Origin of the sequence: Pseudomonas sp. B13(2017), assembly GCF_002113245.1 — a bacterium.
Classification (GTDB): Bacteria; Pseudomonadota; Gammaproteobacteria; order Pseudomonadales; family Pseudomonadaceae; genus Aquipseudomonas; species Aquipseudomonas putida_Z.
The window spans coordinates 122,024-141,016 of the sequence record NZ_NEJX01000012.1 but is presented as its reverse complement, the minus strand read 5'-3'; the positions used below and the strand labels follow the sequence as shown (position 1 = coordinate 141,016).

At 61.7% G+C, this 18,993-nt stretch carries 15 protein-coding genes and 1 pseudogene; 7 read left to right on the top strand and 9 right to left on the bottom strand.

Annotated elements, in window-relative coordinates:
• Window positions 1-62 precede the first annotated feature (62 nt).
• From CAG44_RS16870 to CAG44_RS16855, 4 genes and pseudogenes are all read left to right on the top strand, one after another.
• Window positions 63-1,232, top strand: coding sequence for a tyrosine-type recombinase/integrase (locus CAG44_RS16870; protein ID WP_085590784.1), 1,170 nt, complete (start codon window positions 63-65; stop codon window positions 1,230-1,232).
• Entirely contained in the window at window positions 1,207-2,883 is a 1,677-nt protein-coding gene (locus tag CAG44_RS16865) for a hypothetical protein (RefSeq protein WP_085590637.1), read from the top strand. Before CAG44_RS16870 ends, CAG44_RS16865 begins: the two co-directional genes overlap by 26 nt.
• Window positions 2,880-4,769, top strand: coding sequence for an integrase (locus CAG44_RS16860; protein ID WP_085692561.1), 1,890 nt, complete (start codon window positions 2,880-2,882; stop codon window positions 4,767-4,769). The genes CAG44_RS16865 and CAG44_RS16860 overlap by 4 nt, the downstream gene beginning before the upstream one ends.
• Window positions 4,766-5,180 (top strand): annotated as a pseudogene (locus CAG44_RS16855) (TetR family transcriptional regulator). Before CAG44_RS16860 ends, CAG44_RS16855 begins: the two are co-directional and overlap by 4 nt.
• Before the next feature lie 241 nt (window positions 5,181-5,421).
• On the opposite strand, the gene CAG44_RS16850 reads toward CAG44_RS16855, so the two are convergent.
• Window positions 5,422-5,799 (bottom strand): helix-turn-helix domain-containing protein, encoded by a 378-nt coding sequence (locus CAG44_RS16850; RefSeq protein ID WP_085590643.1) that lies wholly within the window; start codon window positions 5,797-5,799, stop codon window positions 5,422-5,424.
• A gap of 99 nt (window positions 5,800-5,898) precedes the next feature.
• Here CAG44_RS16850 and CAG44_RS16845 point away from each other — a divergent pair, with 99 nt between their 5' ends.
• Entirely contained in the window at window positions 5,899-6,648 is a 750-nt protein-coding gene (locus CAG44_RS16845) for an NADPH-dependent F420 reductase (RefSeq protein WP_085590645.1), read from the top strand.
• A gap of 107 nt (window positions 6,649-6,755) precedes the next feature.
• On the opposite strand, the gene CAG44_RS16840 is transcribed toward CAG44_RS16845, so the two are convergent.
• The 8 genes from CAG44_RS16840 to CAG44_RS16805 all read right to left on the bottom strand — a co-directional run bounded on the left by CAG44_RS16840 (window position 6,756) and on the right by CAG44_RS16805 (window position 16,582).
• Window positions 6,756-7,319: a TetR/AcrR family transcriptional regulator gene (locus CAG44_RS16840; protein WP_085590647.1), complete on the bottom strand. Its 564-nt coding sequence runs from the start codon at window positions 7,317-7,319 to the stop codon at window positions 6,756-6,758.
• Window positions 7,320-7,321: 2 nt separating this feature from the next.
• Window positions 7,322-8,605 carry a beta-ketoacyl-ACP synthase II gene (gene fabF, locus CAG44_RS16835; protein ID WP_085590649.1) on the bottom strand — a complete coding sequence of 428 codons (1,284 nt, stop codon included), beginning with the start codon at window positions 8,603-8,605 and terminating at the stop codon, window positions 7,322-7,324.
• A 102-nt stretch (window positions 8,606-8,707) separates the two neighbouring features.
• The gene (locus CAG44_RS16830; RefSeq protein ID WP_085590651.1) at window positions 8,708-9,253 is read right to left on the bottom strand and encodes a PaaI family thioesterase; all 546 of its coding nucleotides are present in this window, start codon (window positions 9,251-9,253) and stop codon (window positions 8,708-8,710) included.
• Between the two features lie 31 nt (window positions 9,254-9,284).
• Window positions 9,285-10,763 (bottom strand): MFS transporter, encoded by a 1,479-nt coding sequence (locus tag CAG44_RS16825; RefSeq protein WP_085590653.1) that lies wholly within the window; start codon window positions 10,761-10,763, stop codon window positions 9,285-9,287.
• 61 nt (window positions 10,764-10,824) lie between these two features.
• Window positions 10,825-11,631 (bottom strand): oxidoreductase, encoded by an 807-nt coding sequence (locus CAG44_RS16820; protein WP_085692560.1) that lies wholly within the window; start codon window positions 11,629-11,631, stop codon window positions 10,825-10,827.
• Window positions 11,632-11,646: 15 nt separating this feature from the next.
• Complete coding sequence (locus CAG44_RS16815) at window positions 11,647-14,778, bottom strand: efflux RND transporter permease subunit (RefSeq protein WP_085590656.1); 3,132 nt, start codon at window positions 14,776-14,778, stop codon at window positions 11,647-11,649.
• The gene (locus CAG44_RS16810; RefSeq protein WP_085692559.1) at window positions 14,775-15,890 is read right to left on the bottom strand and encodes an efflux RND transporter periplasmic adaptor subunit; all 1,116 of its coding nucleotides are present in this window, start codon (window positions 15,888-15,890) and stop codon (window positions 14,775-14,777) included. Before CAG44_RS16810 ends, CAG44_RS16815 begins: the two co-directional genes overlap by 4 nt.
• 74 nt (window positions 15,891-15,964) lie before the next feature.
• Complete coding sequence (locus CAG44_RS16805; protein ID WP_085590660.1) at window positions 15,965-16,582, bottom strand: TetR/AcrR family transcriptional regulator; 618 nt, start codon at window positions 16,580-16,582, stop codon at window positions 15,965-15,967.
• 95 nt (window positions 16,583-16,677) lie between these two features.
• On the opposite strand from CAG44_RS16805, the gene CAG44_RS16800 reads away from it, so the two are divergent.
• Window positions 16,678-18,135 carry an efflux transporter outer membrane subunit gene (locus tag CAG44_RS16800; RefSeq protein ID WP_085590662.1) on the top strand — a complete coding sequence of 486 codons (1,458 nt, stop codon included), beginning with the start codon at window positions 16,678-16,680 and terminating at the stop codon, window positions 18,133-18,135.
• Window positions 18,136-18,260: 125 nt separating this feature from the next.
• On the top strand, window positions 18,261-18,833 hold the full coding sequence (locus CAG44_RS16795) for a TetR/AcrR family transcriptional regulator (RefSeq protein WP_085590664.1): 573 nt from the start codon (window positions 18,261-18,263) through the stop codon (window positions 18,831-18,833).
• Window positions 18,834-18,993 lie beyond the last annotated feature (160 nt).

The window sequence follows — 18,993 nt, the reverse complement described above, 5'->3', positions numbered from 1 at the left end:
TTAAGAAAGATCTAAAAACAGCTTTAGAAGCAATGGGGATGGTCAGAGACGGAGGGATGTTGATGGAGCTTGTGTGGGCTACCGAGGACTTGGTGATTGCCGGTCGTCCTTATCCAGGCTTTCCGATCCTGCTTTGGGACACGATGGACAGTTGCGTCCCGGCCAATGAATTCTTTCGCCACTACCTGTTGCGTGGCGCTATTGGGTCACGAAAGTCATGGCCAAGCACAGGGCGTGCGCTGTATGACTTTTTTAGTTTCCTCCAAGTGCATGACCTTGACTGGCGCGACGTGGAACGTGGCGAGGCCAAGAGTGTCGTAGGGGCCTACCGGGACTACTCCCTGGTGGATTGCAAGTTGGCCTCATCAACAACACGTCAACGGCTGCACTATGTGTGCAAGTTCTACGAGTATGCACAGCAGCAGGGATGGGTGAGCAGACTGCCGTTTGGCTATGAGGAACGAACGGTCAAACGCGTCCTCGGCTTCCTTGCCCACGTTGATGCCGGCGGCGCCAAAGCAATGGTGAACGACGTCATGCCGCGCAAGCATCGGGCGCTTCCGAAGTTTCTAAGCATGGATGAGATCAAGGCATTGCTGGCGACGCAGGAAAATCCGCATCACCGCATGATGATTCGGCTCGGCCTTCAGACGGGACTGCGCCGGGAGGAAATCGCCTCTTTCCCGCTTGCCTACATCTTCGATCCGGATAAAGCCGGTAGGCGCGAGCGCAACATCCGGATTCGCCTCGATCCACACGATGGTCATGGCATGCGCACCAAGGGCAGCAAACCACGCGACATCTACATCAGTCGCCGCTTCCTCGCTGATTTGCATCGTTATGTAGTGCAGGTTCGCGGTGAGCGGGCATCATTGAGCCGCACCAAACATGAGACGCTGTTCCTGAACCAGTTTGGTGAGCCCTACTCTGATGATGGCAAGCGCGTCGCGCGTATCGTCCGGGAAACCGGCAAGCGAGCCGGTATCAGGGTCCATACCCACATGCTACGACACACCTACGCCACCCATACCCTGGTCACGCTCCAGCGAAACCGCGCTGGGGCGGATCCGCTGGTGTTCGTGCAGCGGCAGCTTGGCCATAGCTCCATTCAGACGACGATGGTTTATCTGCACTTGGTCAACGAACTGGCCGACGACGCGGTGCTGGCCTACGACGATGAATTGAATGAAGGGTTGGAGCGGTCTAATGGGCAAACGCAAGGTATTCAATAGGACCGACCTCAGCGTCCCACATGTCGAGCACAGCCGCGATGCGGCGGGTCATGTTGTCGTTCTCCCGGAGGCGATTCCGCCGGCCACTACTATAGTGGCCTTCGAGCGCAATGCCACTCGCTCCCGGGGCATCGACTTCGCCCCTTGGTACGGCACGGGCATTGATCCGATCACTTATGCCTGCCAGCGGCAGATCGAACGCTTCCTGGCCCGACAGGACGGCGGGCTCGAGGCCAGTTCCGTGGCGAGTATCTGTAAAGGTGGTTTACGTCACTTTCTAAACTACATTGCACTGCGCGCAACCGCGCTCGGGCGCGGGCTGACCCTGGACGATATTAATCGCGCTGTAATTGACAGCTTTCTTGGCCACCTCGCTGGACTGGGCATCAGCACCCTTAGCCAGAGGGGCCACTACACCAGCGCGAAGTCCGTCCTTCATGCGTTGGGCCAGCGTAGCCTTATTTCGTTAGTCTCCACGGGGGACGATGCGACTTTCCCACGAAATCCGTTTCCAAACAGTGGCAAGCATAAGGGCGAAACGCCGCTGCCGAAGCGTCAGCGGCAGGCGTTCACCACCGCGCTCAGGCAAGCGGTCATGCCGATCTGGCACGACGATATCCCAGTAACTGGCGAATTGTTGGCTTATGCCCTGCTGACTGTAGCACTGCACACCGGGCGAAACTCCACGCCGCTGCTGGAGATGGAGCGCAATTGCCTGCGCGCCCATCCCAAGGACAACAGCGTATTCCTGGTCCTTTGGAAGCGCCGCGGCCACACCAGCCACAAGGTGGCGCTGCGCGCCGAGAACACGACTGCACATCTGTTGGAATCCACGCCAACCGTCAAGACCAATGTCGAGCGCCTGATACGACGCATCCTTGCCCACAGCGAGCCGCTGTGCGCGGAGTCCCCGGACGAACTCAAGGATCGCGTGTGGCTGTATCGCGTGCATCGCGGCCCAGGCCCCGGCCGGGTCATTGCACTGACTGACGGGACGTTGAAACTGGCGATCAAGAAACTCGTGGCCGACCACGGGCTTACCGATATCGACGGCCAACCGCTGCGCATCAACATCTCTCGCCTCCGCAAAACGTTCGCCAACCGAATTTTCGAGTTACTAGGGGGCGACCTGGTGACTACGGCCATCGCGCTTGGCAACACGCCACAGGTGGCCGGGCGAAATTATTTGGCACCTAGCGGGGACGCGAGGCGCAACTGGAAATTTATGGGCGAGATACTTGTTCAAGAATTACTGACCCGCACCATCGGCGCGACCTACCAGACCACCCCGATGGGGCGCTGTGGCGACCCGATGAATGGCCAGTACGCACCGAAACGTGAAGGGGTAGCGTGTTTTTCGTTCCTCAACTGTCTGCGCTGCAAGCATTACGCAGTGACGGAGGAAGATCTGCACCGCCTATTCAGCTTCTACTTCCGTGTATTCACGGAGCGCACACGCATAGACAAGCGGCGTTGGGCACAGGAATACGCGCACATTCCTCGATTGATTGACGACTACATTGTAGCCGAGGGGCTGCGGCGCGGGACTTTCAAGCCGGCGGCCGTCGAAGCCGCCCGCGAGCGTGCGCGCCGCGAGCCGCACCCGTTCTGGTCGTCCGATGTGGTGGAAAAGCTGGAGATCTTTGCATGAGCGGCAACAACCTAGTCACGCTATCTTGGGCGAACATCGAGCCCCAGCCGGGGGAAATATGCGACCTACCCAAGAGCGATCGCGACGCACTCATCGTGAGCGCCATCCAGGTCGAGGGGCACTGGGTCATCCTCAGCCGCTACGGCGACGATATTTGGCAGCTGGACGGCTTTACCAGCAACGTGCCAGACAACTTGCGGCGCCAGGACTTCAGCCGCGTGCCCTGTGCGTTTAAGGACGTGATGAAGGCTCTGCTGTACCGCTACCTGCGGCGCGGTCGCGCGGGGCAGAAGCGCCCCAAAGCGAGCACTTTGCGAAATTTTTTTGAGAATGCGCTGCCCTTCCTACGGTTTCTAAACGCGCTCAAGCTCAATCACTTCGGCGCGGTGACACCCATGGTCTGCGCGAACTACGTTGCCGAGTGTCGGGCGTACAAGCAGACGAGCCGGAACCAGGGTAAGCCGCTGTCTCAGAGCGCCCTTGAGCGCCGCTTCATGGCAGTCGAGGCGCTTCATGAATTGAGCCAGTACACCCACGATCCGATCCCTCTGCATCCCTGGCCTGATACTTCCGCGAATGCGCTGGCCGGCAGCGGCACGGCTCGTAAACAGGGTGGCAAAACACCGCTGATGCCGGATGAGGTGTTCTGCGCCCTGTTCGAGAGAGCCTATCAACAGGTTCAGCACGGCAAGGCGCTACTCGATTTACGCGATGCCCTCAATGCCGTCGCAGCACAACGGAGAAGGCAGGTTACCAGAACAGTCATAGAGGCTAAAAACCGCCACCTCGCCACTTTGGGCTGGGATGGCGGCTTGGGGGCATTTAATCAGGCGATCCTTGATCTACGGACTGCCTGCTACATCGTGCTGGCCAGCACCTCCGGTTGCCGCAACCACGAACTGGCCAACATCCAGTCGGGCGCGCACCACTGCACAGAGGACGACGAGGGAACGATCTATCACTGGATGCGCTCCAGGTCGGATAAGACCGACACTGGGGTACACGACTGGATGATCCCCGAAGTCGCCGTGCGCGTGTTGCGCCTGATGGAGCGTTGGGCCGAGCCGTATCAGGCTATGATCGCCGCCGAGATTGCCGAGCGAAGAAGGGTCAATCTGCGCGACCCAGAAATCGCCACGGCGCATAAGCATCACCATGCACTCTTTCTCGGGGTGTGCCCTGCAAAGGGCAATTTAGTTCGCACCCTGTCGGGCATTACATGGAACCATGCCCTCAAAGCGTTCGTGCAGGGCTGTGGGCTGGACTGGAACCTCGCCAGCCATCAATTCCGCCGCAAATTCGCCAACTACGCGGCGCACAGCCAATTCGGCGACTTGCGCTACATGCGCGAGCACTTCGCACACTGGTCCATGGACATGACGCTGGGCTACGCCATGGACGAGGACTGGGGTCAGCACCTCGACATCGAGTTGTACAGCGACATCCAGGCAGAACTCGAAGACATCAAGTTCGGCGTCGTTGACACCTGGATGGAGGACGAACCGCTGGCCGGAGGCTACGGTCGCTCGATCAAACGCTGGCGGCGCGATCCGGCGAACCTCGCCATCTTCAAGAGTCATGCATCGATGGTGACCTCAATTTCCGAGAGCACCGCGATCCGCAGCAATGGCCACGCCTGGTGCACCGCCAGCGACGACCGTTGCATCGGCAACACATTAGAGCGGACTCGCTGCGGCGACTGCCACAACGCAGTAATTGGGCGCAGCCACATTGGCGTATACCAGCGTCTCTACGACAACCTGAAGGGATTGCTGGATTGTAACGACATTGGGGACGGTGGCCGCCAGCGCATCTTGCGCGACCTGCAGCGCTGCCGTGACGTGCTCGTGCAGCTTGGATACGCCCCGGAGATGAACCTAGCATGACGACCAAACGCAAACCCTCGGACGCCCGTGAGCGGGATTTGCAACTCGCGCTCGCCCGCATCCAGCGTGGCCGGGCACATACCGGAGAATCCAAGGTCACTATCGCCTCTGTGGCGCGCGAGGCGGGCGTTTCGACGGCGCTGATTCACAACCACTACCCCATAATCGCTGAGGCGATCCGCGATGCTCAAGGGCGTTCCAGTCGCGCCCAACGCGATGTGAAACACCAAGATCTCTGTGCGGAGCGTGAGAAGAATCGCGCGCTTCGCCAGGAGATAGAGGGACTGCGCGCAAAGGTAGCCAGCCTTGCCTCCATCAACGATGGTTTTGCTAGCCGAGAACCGACTTCTACAGGCAAAGCAGAGCGACTCCAAGGTGATCGACCTGCCCCCCGTGCATATTCTGACGTAACCCCGATAGCAGTCATTCTCTAAACCCGCTACTGATAATGCTCCCATAGCACCGCCATTTATGCGCTTTCCGACGATCCAGATTGGGTAGTTGCACAGCCTTTGCCCAGCCATTTGCACTCGATCTGACCAGTCATTTGCATCGAATCTGACCGGCATGCTTCATGACCCTAAACTGGCAGGGAACGACCTGGTGCTTCCAGTTCGGGCAGAAATCGGCCAAAAGCGGTCGATCATCATCGCTAGCTAGGATCGGCGAGCTTCGATTGGTACAGGTTACGAAGTTCAGCCCAATCAATCAGAGCGGTCATAGCCGGCCCTAATGCATGGCCCAGTTCCGTAAGACTGTATTCCACTCGCGGGGGAACCTCCGGATACACCGTCCGATGGACAATGCCGTCCTGCTGAAGCGCCCTCAGTTGCTGGATAAGCATTTTCTGGGTGACGTCAGAAATGAGTTTTTCCAGCTCTGAGAAGCGGAGCGGCTGGCTTTTGGCAGCCATCAGCTCATTGATAATCACGATTTTCCACTTCCCTTCCAGTACACGAAGAGTCGCATTAATCGCCGAAGACCATCGCTGACGCTGTATAGGGTCTTCACATCGCCATTCGCGGTTCATCTAGCTTACCTTTTTGTTCGTTATAGACAAAATCGTCCGTTCTTGTGCTTTTAACGGTAACACCAATACCGTATCCGAACCTGAGATTCTGGAGGCACTATGAAAATCGCTATTGTTGGTATCGGAGCCATTGGCGGCACGCTTGCTCGTCGGCTCGTGGTTCTGGGCCATGACGTCTGGGTGGCCAACTCGCGTGGCAAGGAGGCAGTGCGTGCTTTTGCCGAGGAAGCAGGCGTCGTTCCCGCCGAACTCGAACAGGCTGTCAACGCAGCGGATTTGGTGATCCTGGCCATCCCCCAGCCGGCGATGGCGACTCTTCCCATGGGATTGCTCGCATCGCTGCCTCCTGCGGTACCGGTGATCGATACCAGCAACTACTATCCCGACCTACGCGACGAACGCATTCCGGCGCTTGAAGCCGGGCAGACGGAGAGCATCTGGGTCAGCGAACAGCTCGGTCGACCAGTGATCAAGGCGTTCAATAATATTCTGGCATACTCGCTAGCCAATCTAGCTGCGCCAGGCGGCAACAATGGCCGTCTGGCAGTGGCTGTTGCTGGTGACGACCAGGCTCAGAAGCAGTTCGTCATGAGCCTGGTCGACGACATCGGCTTCGAGCCGGTCGACAGCGGCAGCCTAGCGGAGTCCTGGCGGCAGCAGCCCTGTACCCCCGCGTATTGCTGTGATTATTCGGCAGATGAGATGCGACAGGCGTTGACGGACGCAGTAAGGGGGACGACGGCGCAGAAGCGGGAGGCGTTCCATGCGCGCCTGCCCGAACTCTTTGCCAGCAACCCCAGCCATGAGGACGTGGTTGCCTTCAACCGCACTTTCAACAGGGCTGATTAGCCTTCACCGCCGATGCGGCTCTCTACCCAGCTTGAGGTTGCTCTGGTACTTACCTAAAGCAACCTTACGCGCTGCGTTCAATGCCAACGGATCGGGTGATCTTTGCCTCACGCATAGGCTTGGACGAACAGTTCCACTGCGGCGCTAACGCGCGATTCGTTCACCGCCATAAGGTTGTTGCAATCGATGCTTCCGACCGCCAGCAGAAGAAACTGGATGGAGGCCTGCCTGGGATCGTTGCAGCGTCTGGACTGGGACAAAGCCCTTTCAAGATAGGCCTGGTAGGGGCGATGGCGTTGGCGCCAGCGCTTCTGCGGAATTCGGTTGGATCGCCGCAGTATATGAGTGAGAGCATGAAAGGCCGGATGCGTGCTTTGCTGTAGCAGTTCACCTGCGGCTTCCTGCAGACAGGCGCGCAACCCGCCCGTTGCCTGGCACGACAGCTTCGGCTCCGGCAGCTCCTCCAACCAGTGATCGATGACGGCTCGGAACAGCTGCTCCTTGTCGCCGAAGTGCGCATACAGGGTGGCCTTAGTCACCCCGGCGGAGTCGGCAATGGCTTGCATGTTCGCCAGGTCGTAGCCGAATGCGGTGAACACATCGCTCGCCGCCCCCAGTATCTCGCGCCGACGTTTATCACGGCGCCTGTCCTTCTGCGTGAGGTGGCTCATGCTCAAGACTCCCAGCGGCGAAACAGCAGGCTGGCGTTGACGCCGCCGAAGCCGAAACCGTTCGACAGCGCATGACGGATCGTCATGTGCCGGGCATTCAGGGCGACCAGGTCTAGCCCCTCGGCCGCCTCGTCGGGATGGATGAGATTGAGCGTGGGCGGGACGACCTGATCGCGTAGCGCCAGGACGGTGAAGATGGCCTCGACGCCACCGGCGGCACCCAGTAGGTGGCCGGTACTGGACTTGGTCGAGGTGATCGCCACGCCCGATTCGCTGCCGAACACCGAGCGGATGGCGGCCAGTTCGCCGTGGTCGCCCACCGGCGTGGAGGTCGCATGGGCGTTGATGTGCTGCACCTCGCTTGGCGCGATATCGGCCTGGCGTAACGCCTGCTGCATGGCCCGGCGGGCGCCGTCGCCGTCCTCCGGGCCGGCGGTCAGGTGATAGGCATCGGCGCTGGTGCCGTAGCCGACCAGTTCCGCCAGCGGCTGGGCGCCGCGGGCCAGGGCATGCTCCAGCGATTCGATCACCAACAGGCCGGCGCCCTCGGCCATGACGAAGCCATCCCGGTCGCGGTCGAACGGGCGCGATGCTTCCCGGGGCCGGTCGTTGAATCCGCTGGACAGGGCACGCGCCGCCGCGAAGCTGCCGAGCGTGACGCGATGGATCGCGGCTTCGGTTCCGCCGCATACGGCGATATCCGCTTCGCCACTGCGGATCAGCCGGGCCGCATCGCCGATGGCTTGCGCGCCGGCCGCGCAGGCAGTCACCGGAGCCCCGAGCGGGCCGCTGAAGCCATGGCGGATGGAAACCTGCCCGGCGGCCATGTTGGCCAGAAAGGAAGGTGCGGTGAATGGCGACAGTCGTCGCGGGCCGCGTTCGTCCGTGGTGCGAACCGCCTCGGCGATGGCACCGAAGCCGCCGACACCGGAGGCAATGATGGTCGCAGTTCGTTGTCGCTGCGCTTTGTCTGTCGGCTGCCAGCCAGCCTGTGCCAGGGCTTCATCGGCAGCGACCAGGGCGAACTCGATAAAGCGATCCATCTTCTTGCGCTCCTTGGCGGCGATGGTTCGCTCAGGATCAAAACCCGCATGCGGATCGTCCTCCACGGTAGGTACCCGGCCACCCACCGCGCAGCCAGTACCTTCGCTCAACTTGGCGGGCAACGCTCGAATGCCCGACTGCCCTGCCAGCAGGCGTGACCAGACAGTCTCGGTGCCGCAGCCCAGGGGGCTGACCACACCTGTGCCGGTCACCACGATTCGAACTGCATTGCGGACACTCATAATCTCACCTCGCTTGTCACAGGGTCGGCGCCTCGCAACGCGCACCGCCCGGTTGCTTTCTAGTCGCTTATACGCTCGGTTCCGGCCATGCGCACTTCGCCGTCAAGCCGTCGGCACGTCGAAGACGAAACAGGTAGTGGTCGCATGGGCATAGAGCTTGCCTGTCTCGTCTTCGACACGGGCCTCGGCCGTGGCGATCTGCCGCCCGCCGTGGATCAGCGTGCCGACCGCCCGTAACGGGCCGATCTTGTGGGAGGCAGATCGCACGATGTTGATGCTGAGTTCGGCCGTGGTGTAGGAGCGTCCGGCCGGCAGCGTGGTTTGCACTGCGCAGCCCAGGGCTGAGTCCAGCAATGTGGCGAGCCAGCCGCCGTGCACCGTCCCCAGCGGGTTGTAGTGCTGCGGCAGCGGGATGCCCTGGAATACGGCACGGCCGTTTTCCACCGCCAACAACGTCATGTTCATGGTCTCGTTCATGGGTGGGTACGGCAGCTCGCCGGACATCATGGCTTCGAGAATCTCGCGGCCGCTCTTGCCGGCGAGTTGTTCCATCCGGGCGAGCCCCGGCTTGCCGCCGCCTTCGCGCATGCGCTGCATTGCGTCCGACTGCTGGCTTGTCCAGACAAGGGATTTCTGCTCGATGTCCATAGATCTCTCCGACTGGGCAGGTACAGATTTTTTACCTGGTAGTTTCTCGGCTTGCGTCCGAGTCATTGGGTTTGATGAGGGTTGCTGGCCGCGTGTTGACGGGCAGGCACAAGGCTGCGGTCAACAGCGCCAAGCCGACATGGCACAGGTAAACGGCATCGAAGTCGACGCGTTGCAAACCGGCACTGCCGAGCAGCAGCACGGTGAGGACGACGCCCATGACGGAACCAATTTGCCGGATTGCCTGGTTGATAGCGCCGCCCACGGCGTATTGGTCCGCAGGTAAGCGGCTGACCGCAGCTCCCGACAGCGACGGCATTACCATGCCCACACCAATCCCACTGAGCAGCATGCCCGGCAGCCACTGCGTCAGGTACGCCGGCTCGGCTCCTGGTACCAGCAAAAACCACAGTCCACTGGCCGCGTAGACCAGACAGCCCGCCAGCAGCAGTGGGCGGTGGCCATGCCTACTCGCGAGCCGACCGGACAGAGCGGCGACCGGAGTCACCAGCAGTGGACCAGGTGTAATTGCCAGGCCTGCCAGTGGCAGCGAGTAGTGCCAAATCGAGTTCATGTAGAAGAAGAAAGCGAAAAACATCATCGAAAACGCGATGCTGAAACTCAAGCTTGCGAGGTTGACGTAGCGGTAAGTGGGGTTGCGAAACAAGCTCAAATCCACCAGCGGCGCGCTGGCGACCCGTGCCCAGACGACAAATCCGACGATGCCCATTAGGCCGATACCTGCAACGCTCAGCAGTTCATGGCGTGACCAGGCAGGCGACTCCGATTGCACGATGGACAGCGCCAGGGCACCGATGCCGATAATCAGCAGGCCCATGCCCAGCAGATCCAGTGGACGGGGCCTGGCTTGCTGGGTTGCTTCCGTCAATAGCGTTGCGCCGCGCCACAGTGCAAGCAGGCCCACAGGCAGGTTCAGGTAGAACGCCCACTGCCAGCCGACCGATGCGATCACGAACGACCCCAGGCTGGGCCCCACCGCCGCGGCCAGGCCACCGACGGCCCCCCATAGGCTGACCGCCACGGCGCGCTGGCTTTGCGGGAACGCCGCCAGTACGAGTGAGAGCGATGCGGGTGTCAGCAGTGCAGCGCCGATAGCCTGCAGTACTCTTGCCGCAACGAGCCATCCCACGTTGTTTGCCAAACCACAGGCGGTAGATGCCGCCAGGAACAGCGCAACGCCGCCGAGAAACACCTTTTTTCGCCCATGCTTGTCGGCCAAGCCACCGGACGGGATCAGCATCGCGGCATAGACCATCGTGTAAGCATTGAGCACCCAGGAGAGATCCGCCGGAGTTGCCAGAGGAAAACCTTCTCGCAAGGAACCGAAGGCCGCGAACAGCATGGTGCCGTCCATCGACACCAGAAACACCGCCAAACTGACCACCCCAAATACCCGCCAAGGTGAGGCGTTGCTGGTATGCGTGCTCGGCGCTGCCTGTGCCTTATTGGCAGGAGAGGGCATGATGGTCTGGCTGTCGGGGGCGTTCATGGAGTCTCTCGCTTAATACATGCGTGTCTGTTCAAATGCGATGTGACGCCCGGACGGGATGTCAGGCGAGGCCAAACGTTTTCCTCAGGCCCTTCGCGACTGGGCCGGTCGGCATGAAACGGCGCAGCTTGCTCAGCAGGGCGGCCTCGCCCTTGGGCGTATGGCGCATTTTCCAGGCCCCCAAGGCGGCCTCGACCATGGTCGAGGCGACCCCCTCGGGCTGCGGCGCCTTCTCGACATTCCTTTGTATGGCCTGGGCAACGACGCCGCGCTCGCTGTCGTAGGCCGCGATCCTGGAAGCCGCCTGGGGCGCATTGAGGTCCAGGTTGGTCTTGGTGAAGGACGGCTCGACCAGGGCGACACGAATGCCGAACTTGCGCACCTCGTGATCCAGGGTCTCGGACAGCCCTTCCACGGCATGCTTGGAGGCCGAGTAAAGTCCCATGTACGGCGCCGGCAGGAAACCCAGCACCGAGCTGACGTTGACGATGCGCCCGGCGCCTTGCTCGCGCATATGCGGCAGTACTGCCTGGGTGGTACGCAGGATGCCGAACAGGTTGGTGTCGAACAGCGCCTGGGCTTCAGCAATCGAAGTCTCCTCCGTCGCGCCGAGCAGGGTCATCCCCGCGCTGTTGACCAGCACGTCGATGCGGCTGGCCTGGGCGATGATGTGCTGAACGCCCTGCCTGATCGACGCCTCGTCACGGATATCCATCTCGACTAGCTCGACGCCGGTTATGGGCTGTGCCTTTGCAGTGTTGCGCACGCTGCCGAATACCCGGCAACCGCGTTGGGCAAAGCGCTCCGCGGCGGCGCGGCCGATACCCGATGACACGCCGGTAACAAGCACAACTTTTGAGTTCGCCATGGTGGTTTCTCTCGTTCAGGGAAGTTTAAGGTCTGCCATCTGCCGCACTGGGGGCACCCTGTCCACGCCGGCCAGGCTGCCATCGTTGCCGTTGCCGGGCCTGATCTTGAACCAGATCGAATACATGGCCGGCAGGAACACCAGGGTCAGCACGGTGCCGGCGAAGGTGCCGCCGATTAGGGTGTAGGCGAGCGTTCCCCAGAACACCGAGTGGGTCAGCGGGATGAAGGCCAAAATCGCCGCCAGTGCGGTGAGGATCACCGGCCGGGCGCGTTGTACGGTAGCCTCGACCACCGCGCGGAACGGGTCCAGGCCTGCCTGTTCGTTGTGGCGGATCTGCCCGATCAGGATCAGCGTGTTGCGCATCAGGATGCCCGACAGCGCGATCAGCCCGACCAGTGCGTTGATGCCAAATGGCTGCTGGAACAGAATCAGCGTGGGCACCACCCCGATCAGCCCCAATGGGCTGGTCAGAAACACCATGACCATCGCCGAGATCGAGCGCACCTGCAGAATGATGATGATCAGCGTGACGGCCAGCATGATCGGGAACAGCGGCAGCATCGCCTTGCTCGCTTTGCCCGACTCCTCGATGGAGCCCGCCTGCTCGATACGGTAGCCGCTCGGCAGCTGCTCGATCAGGGGCTGCAATTGTCGGCTAATGGCCGTCGACACATCCGGCGGCTGCAGACCCTCGGCGATATCGCCGCGTACGGTGATAGTCGGCATACGGTCGCGCCAGCGCATAATCGGCTCTTCCATACGCACCTCCACCTCGCCGACCTGCGACAGTGGGATACGCTGCCCGTTGGCACCTGCCAGGGTAAAGTCCATAACCTTGGTCGGATCGAAACGAATATCGCCAGCCGCACGTGCCATCACCTGAACTGTGCGGATGTCCTCGCGCACGGCGGTGATGGGTACACCGCTGAGCAAAAACTGCAGTTGCTGGGCCACGGCGCTGGAGGTCAGTCCCACGGCCTGCAGGCGATCCTGTTGCAGGCTGAAGTGCAGCGTCGGCACGCGCGTGCCCCAGTCGGTATTGACCGTGCGCATCATCGGGCTGGCGTCCATCACCTGCTGTACCGCCGCCGCGATTTCGCGCAGCTTGTCCGGGTTGGGGCCGGTGACCCGATAGGCAACGGGGAACGGCGAGTACGGGCCGAACACCAGCTGGGTAACGCGCACCCGCGCCTCGCTGGCCAGACCCTCGGCAATCGCCTGGCGCAGCCGATGCTTCAATGCTTCGCGCTCGTCCTGATTGTCGGTACGGATAACTATCTTGGCGAACGACGGATCCGGTAGCTCCGGCCCCATGGCCATGAAGAAGCGTGGCGCGCCCTGGCCGATGTAGGCCGTGACAATTTTGGCCTCTTCCTGCTGGGCCAGCCAGGCTTCGACCTTCTCCGTGGCGGCGCTGGTCTGGGCGATCGAGGTGCCGTAGGGCATCTGTACCTCGACCAGCACCTCGGGTCGGTCGGAGATCGGGAAAAACTGCTTCTTCACCAACCCCATGCCGAGTATCGCCGTGACGAAAAGGCCGATCACCGAACCGGCGACCAGCCACTTGCGTGCGATTACGCGGCCCAGCAGACGACGAAAACGGTTGTAGCGCGGGGTATCGTAGATGGCTTCATGCCCACCCTCGATCTTTTTGATCTCGGGCAGCAGCTTGACGCCGAAATAGGGCGTGAAGATCACCGCAACCAGCCACGAGGCGATCAGCGCGATGCCGACGATCCAGAACATGTTGCTGGTGTATTCGCCGGCCGTAGAGCGGGCAAAACCGTTGGGCATAAAGCCCACAGCGGTGACCAGGGTTCCAGACAGCATCGGCGCCGCCGTATGGCTCCAGGCGTAGGCGGAGGCCTGGATCCGGCTGTAGCCCTCTTCCATTTTTACCACCATCATCTCGATGGCGATGATGGCGTCATCCACCAATAGGCCCAGGGCCAGGATCAGCGAGCCCAGAGTGATGCGGTCGAAGTTCTTGCCGGTCGCCGCCATCACCACGAAGACCATCGCCAGCGTCAGCGGCACGGCCACCGCGACCACCACGCCCACCCGCCAGCCCATGCTGATAAAGCTCACCAGCATGACCACTAGCAGCGCGACGAAGAACTTGATCATGAACTCGTCGACCGAAGCGCTGATATTGACGGCCTGGTCGGTGACCTTGCTCAGGCTCATGCCCAGCGGCAGCTCGGCGTTGATTGCACTCACTTCGTCGTTCAGGGCTTTGCCCAGGTCGAGACCGTTCCAGCCTTCGCGCATGACGATGCCCAGCAGCAAAGCCGGTTCACCACCGTTGCGAATCAGGAAGGTCGCCGGGTCCTCATAGCCGCGCCTGACCGTGGCGACGTCCGACAGCTTCAGGGTACGCCCCTGGGCCACCACCGGCGTGTCGCGAACCTTCTGCAGCTCATCGAAGGCGCCGTCCAGGCGCAGGAACACCTGCGGCCCCTTGGTCTCCACGGAACCGGCCGGCGTCAGGGCATTCTGCGCATTGAGCGCGGCGAATACCTCCTGCGGACCGATCCCTAGCGTTGCCAGGCGCTCATGGGAGAACTCAACGAAAATGCGTTCGGCCTGCTCTCCGATGATGTTGACCTTCTTCACTCCCGGCACGTGCAGCAGCCGCTGACGCAGCGCCTCCGCGTCGCGCACCAGCAGGCGCTGTGGCTCGCCCTTGGCCTTGAGCGCTAACAGGGCGAAGGTGACGTCCGAGTATTCGTCGTTGACCAGCGGCCCGATCACGCCGGACGGCAACGTCTTCGCCTCGTCGCTGATCTTCTTGCGGGCTTGGTAGAACTCCTCCGGCACTTGCGAGGGAGGCGTGGTATCGAGCAGCGACAGGGTGGTGAAAGCCAGGCCGGGTCTCGTGTAGGTTTCGCTGCGGTCGTACCAGCGCAGCTCCTGCAGGCGCTTTTCGATTTTCTCGGCGACCTGATCCTGCATTTCCTGGGCCGTGGCACCGGGCCAGGCGGTGACTATGGTCATCACCTTGACCGTAAAGGCCGGATCCTCTGCCCGCCCCAGCTTGAAGAAGGCGAGTAGCCCCGCCAGCGAGATCAGACAGACCAGGAACAGGGTGATGGAGTGCTCGCGCACGGCAAGCGCCGAGAGGTTGAACCGACCGTCGCTCATGGGCGGCCTCCTTCGGCCACCGCAACAGCTGGCTGACCGTCGACCCGAACGTGCTGACCTTCACGCAGCAGGTGTGCCCCGAGCGCGACGATCTGCTCGCCTTGCTTGAGCTGGCCAGTGATGCGGGCATGCTCGTCGTCCAGGTGCAGCACAGTGACCGGCTGCCAGGCTACCTGAGCGGGCTCTCCCCGGATGACCCACACACCCGGCCCCTTGCCCGCGTCGTACAAGGCGCCGATCGGTACCTGCAGGTTGAATTGCTGATCGGCCTGCCCGTTCGCTACCTGCACGGTGATGGTGGTACCCAGGGGCGCTCTGGCGAGTTCGCCTTCCAGCACATAGCGCGCCTCGAAGGTGCGGGTCAGGCGGTCGGCGACATCCGAGAGTTGGCGCAGATGGGTCGCAACGCTGATGTTGTCTTTGCCGAAGAGTGTGGCCTGGGCGACAGAGCCGACCGCAGGGCGCAGGGTTTCCGGTAGCTGGATAACGGCTTCCCGAGGCCCGGCATGCGCCACTCGCACCACGGGCTGGCCGGCACTGACGACCTGACCGGGCTCGACCAGCGTCTCCATGACAATGCCATCGGCATCGGCCAACAGCTCGGCGTAGCGTGTCGCATTACCGGCGACTTCCGCCTGGGCCTCGGCCGCGCTGAGCTGGGCCCGCGCCGCATCCGCCGCAGCCTTGTACTGGTCGTAGGCCGACGCCGATACCGCGCCGGTGCCGCGCAACGCGCGATAGCGGGCTTCATCGTCGATAGCCTGCTGCGCCCCCGCTCGCACCGCGGCGACCGCTTCGCGCTGCGCATGGGCGGCAAGCTTCAAGTCGACGGGGTCGAGGCGCAGCAGAACCTGGCCGCGCTTGACCGATTGTCCGGTATCCACCAGCCGCTCCAGCACCTTGCCGGCTACGCGAAAGCCCAGATCGCTTTGGACCCTGGCTGCGACGATGCCGGTGAATGAGCGCGGCGCGGGTGCCGCCGATTGAGCGAGGGCGACTCGCACCAAGGGCGCATCGGTACGTGGATCGGACGGCGCTTGTTCGCCGCAGGCGACTAGCGCAAGGGGCAATGCGCAGATGACGAGGGATGAGGTGAAGCGGCGCAAAAGCATGAGAGTCCCATTGGCGAGTGGGTTGGGACTCTCACTTTGAATCTAGTGACCAATTTAGTCAATAGTCACAACTGTCAGGGCGACAGGCTACGCAGTATCAAGCTGGACAGCAGTTGTGGAGCCCCGTCGGTGTAGTCGAGGCCGTGCTGCAGGAGCAATGGATTGAGATAGGGGCGCATGACCAGATGGATCGCCATCGCGGCTTCATCGAGAGGGGTCTTGCGCTCGAAATCTCCGCTTTGCCGTCCCTCCTGCAGGATGTCTTGGATCAGCTGCTGGATGCGCCCCTCATAGGCGCGTGCCGACGACCAGCGCTCGGTCGCCGCAGAAGCGGCGATTTCGTAGAGCTTACGGTCCTGGAAGAACAGCCGCAGGCTCGACTCGACCAGCGCCTTGAACATGCGCCGCAGCTTCTCCGGCGGGCGCTCGGCCTCATCGACGGCGGCCCTGACTTCGGCTTCGATCTGGCCCAGACAGTTCGAACAGATTGCCTCGCCGATGGCCTGCTTGGACTCGAAAAACTTGTAGATATAGGCTTTGGAAAAACCGATAGCCTTGGCCAGATCGGAGACCGTCGTCTTCTCGTAGCCATAGAGGCTAAAGTGTTCGGTAGCCGCGACCACGATCTGGTTGCGTACCTCGTGATCGACCGGACCACGGGATGCCGTTTTAGGGGAAGGTGTCTTGTTCATGGGCATAGCCTACAGGCCGATTCGGTGATAGACAATAAGTGACCAAACTGTAATATGGTCACATATCTTCTCCGTCGCCTGTCCGGGAACAAACCATGCCACCCAAACGCCCGCTTGCCCTGCTCGTCCTCGCCAGCCTCTCGGCCGGCTGCACCGTCGGCCCCGACTACGCTCAAACGGACACGCCGCTGCCGCAGCAGTACCAGGGCCAGGCGGCAGTCGATCGACGGCAGGCCAGCACCAGTGCCGACCTTGCTGCCTGGTGGGCGGGGTTCGGCGACCCGCAACTGACCCACTTTGTGACCCTGGCGCTTGAGCAGAACCTCGATCTCACCCAAGCCACTGCCCGCGTGTCTCAGGCTCGTGCAGGATTAGAGGCCGCAAAAGCAGCATTAGTGCCATCCGGCTCTGTCGGCAGCCAAGCAGCCAGAGCCTACCAGTCGGTGGAGACCCCGTTGGGCCAGGTACTGAACTCGACACCTGACTTTGACCGCTACGGCAACACCTATGAAGCTAATCTAGGCGCCAGTTGGGAGCTGGATGTGTTCGGTGGACTGCGCCGTGAGCGCGAAGCGGCACTGGCCGATTACCAGGCTTCGAAGGCAGGCGCTGCCGCCACACGACTAGCAGTGGCGGCGCAGACTGCCGATATCTACATCATCATCCGCGGGCTACAAGCTCGCATCGCCGTTGCACGTCGGCAGGTACAGACGCAAGAAGAGCTGCTGGCGACCGTACACCTGCTGCATGACCAGGGGCTGGCAGCCGAGTTGCAGGTGCATCAGGTCGAGGGCGCGCTTGCCCAGGTGCGGGCATCCGTCCCCGTGCTGGAAACGGGCCTGGACACGGCGATGAACACATTGGATGTAATACTGGGCTCAACGCCAGGCACGCACCGCGCAGAACTTGCCAAGGTGAAAGCCATTCCGCTCGCCCCGCAGATTGCAGCAGTGGGATCGCCGGGCGAACTGCTCAGACGCCGGCCCGACCTGATTGCGGCCGAACGCCGCCTGGTCGCTGCGAACGCACGGATTGGCGCCGCCATCGCCGAGTATTACCCCAAGCTCTCCCTGAGCGGGCTGATCGGCAGCGCGACCTCGATGTCGTCCGGCAACCTGTTCGGCAGCGGCGCCAGCCAGGCCTCCGGTGTGCTAGGCCTGCGTTGGCGGCTGTTCGACTTCGGCCGCATCGACGCGCAGATCGACCTGGCCAAGGGCCGGGAAGCCGAGAGCCTGGCGGCGTACCGACTGGCCGCCCTGCGTGCCACCGAAGACGTGGAAAATGCCTTCTCAGCCCTGGTCAAGCGTGAAGAGCAGGCGGGCCTGCTTGAGCAAGGTGTGGATTCGCTCGCCCGTGCACGACAGGCGTCCTTTGCCTCCTACCAGCAAGGCGTCGTCAGCCTGATCGAAGTTCTACAAGCGGATGAGAGCTTGCTGCGCGCCTCCGATACGAGAGCCCAGGCGCAAACCGAATCGGCCCGTGCCGCCGTCGCGGCGTTCAAGGCACTGGGTGGGGGTTGGTCTCCTCATCCTACCGAGGTGGCATCTAGATAAAAACAAACGAGTTGCGGCCGCCCTGGCTTTGTTGGCTCAACAGCTGCAGTGCAAACCGCCCGGGCGCCCCCTTTAACAGGCGAGCCAATTTTCTCAGGAAGGCCATACCAAGAGGAAATAAGCATATGAGGCTGTCCACCCGCACCAAGGCTGAAGCTACGCGAGAAAGGATTGTCGAAACGGCATCAAGCCTGTTCCGCAAGCATGGCTACTCAGGTGTGAGCGTAGGCGACGTTATGGCTGCCGTGGGGCTGACTGTAGGAGGCTTTTACAAGCACTTTTCGTCGAAGGAGGCTTTGGCCGCGGAGGCCTGCGCCCGATCCTTTCTCAAGGCACAGAAAACCTGGAGCACGGTCCTGGCAGGTAGCTCGCCAGATTCGGCTCCAGCGCTGCGAAATCTGGCGCAGTGGTACCTCGCAGAAACCGCCAAGGAAACGACCTGTCCGATTGTTGGCCTCAATCATGATGCAGCCACTATCCATAACAATTTAATAGTCGAGGCTTATAAACAGGGTGCCAGGCTGCTGCTTGATACCTTACTGGAGGCTTCGGCCGGCGAGACCTCGCTCGACCGTTCGCGAGATCAGGTGTTGCTCCTGTTTACCGCACTCATAGGCGCAAAATTGCTTGGCAGGGCTGCTGGAAACGAGCCTTGGGTCGAGGAAATCCAGCGTGTAGTGCTTAGCCAACTGAAGTAAATCCATCGTCCTCATTGCGGATTCCACGCTGACTCGGACACCGATTCCACGGCCCTCCGCAGAAGGGAGCCATTGCACTCGCTCACCCCGCAAGCTAGCCCATGCCCCTCAAAATGGGCATGAATGGTTTCTATGCCGCTTTCGGGGTCTTGCGTTACGT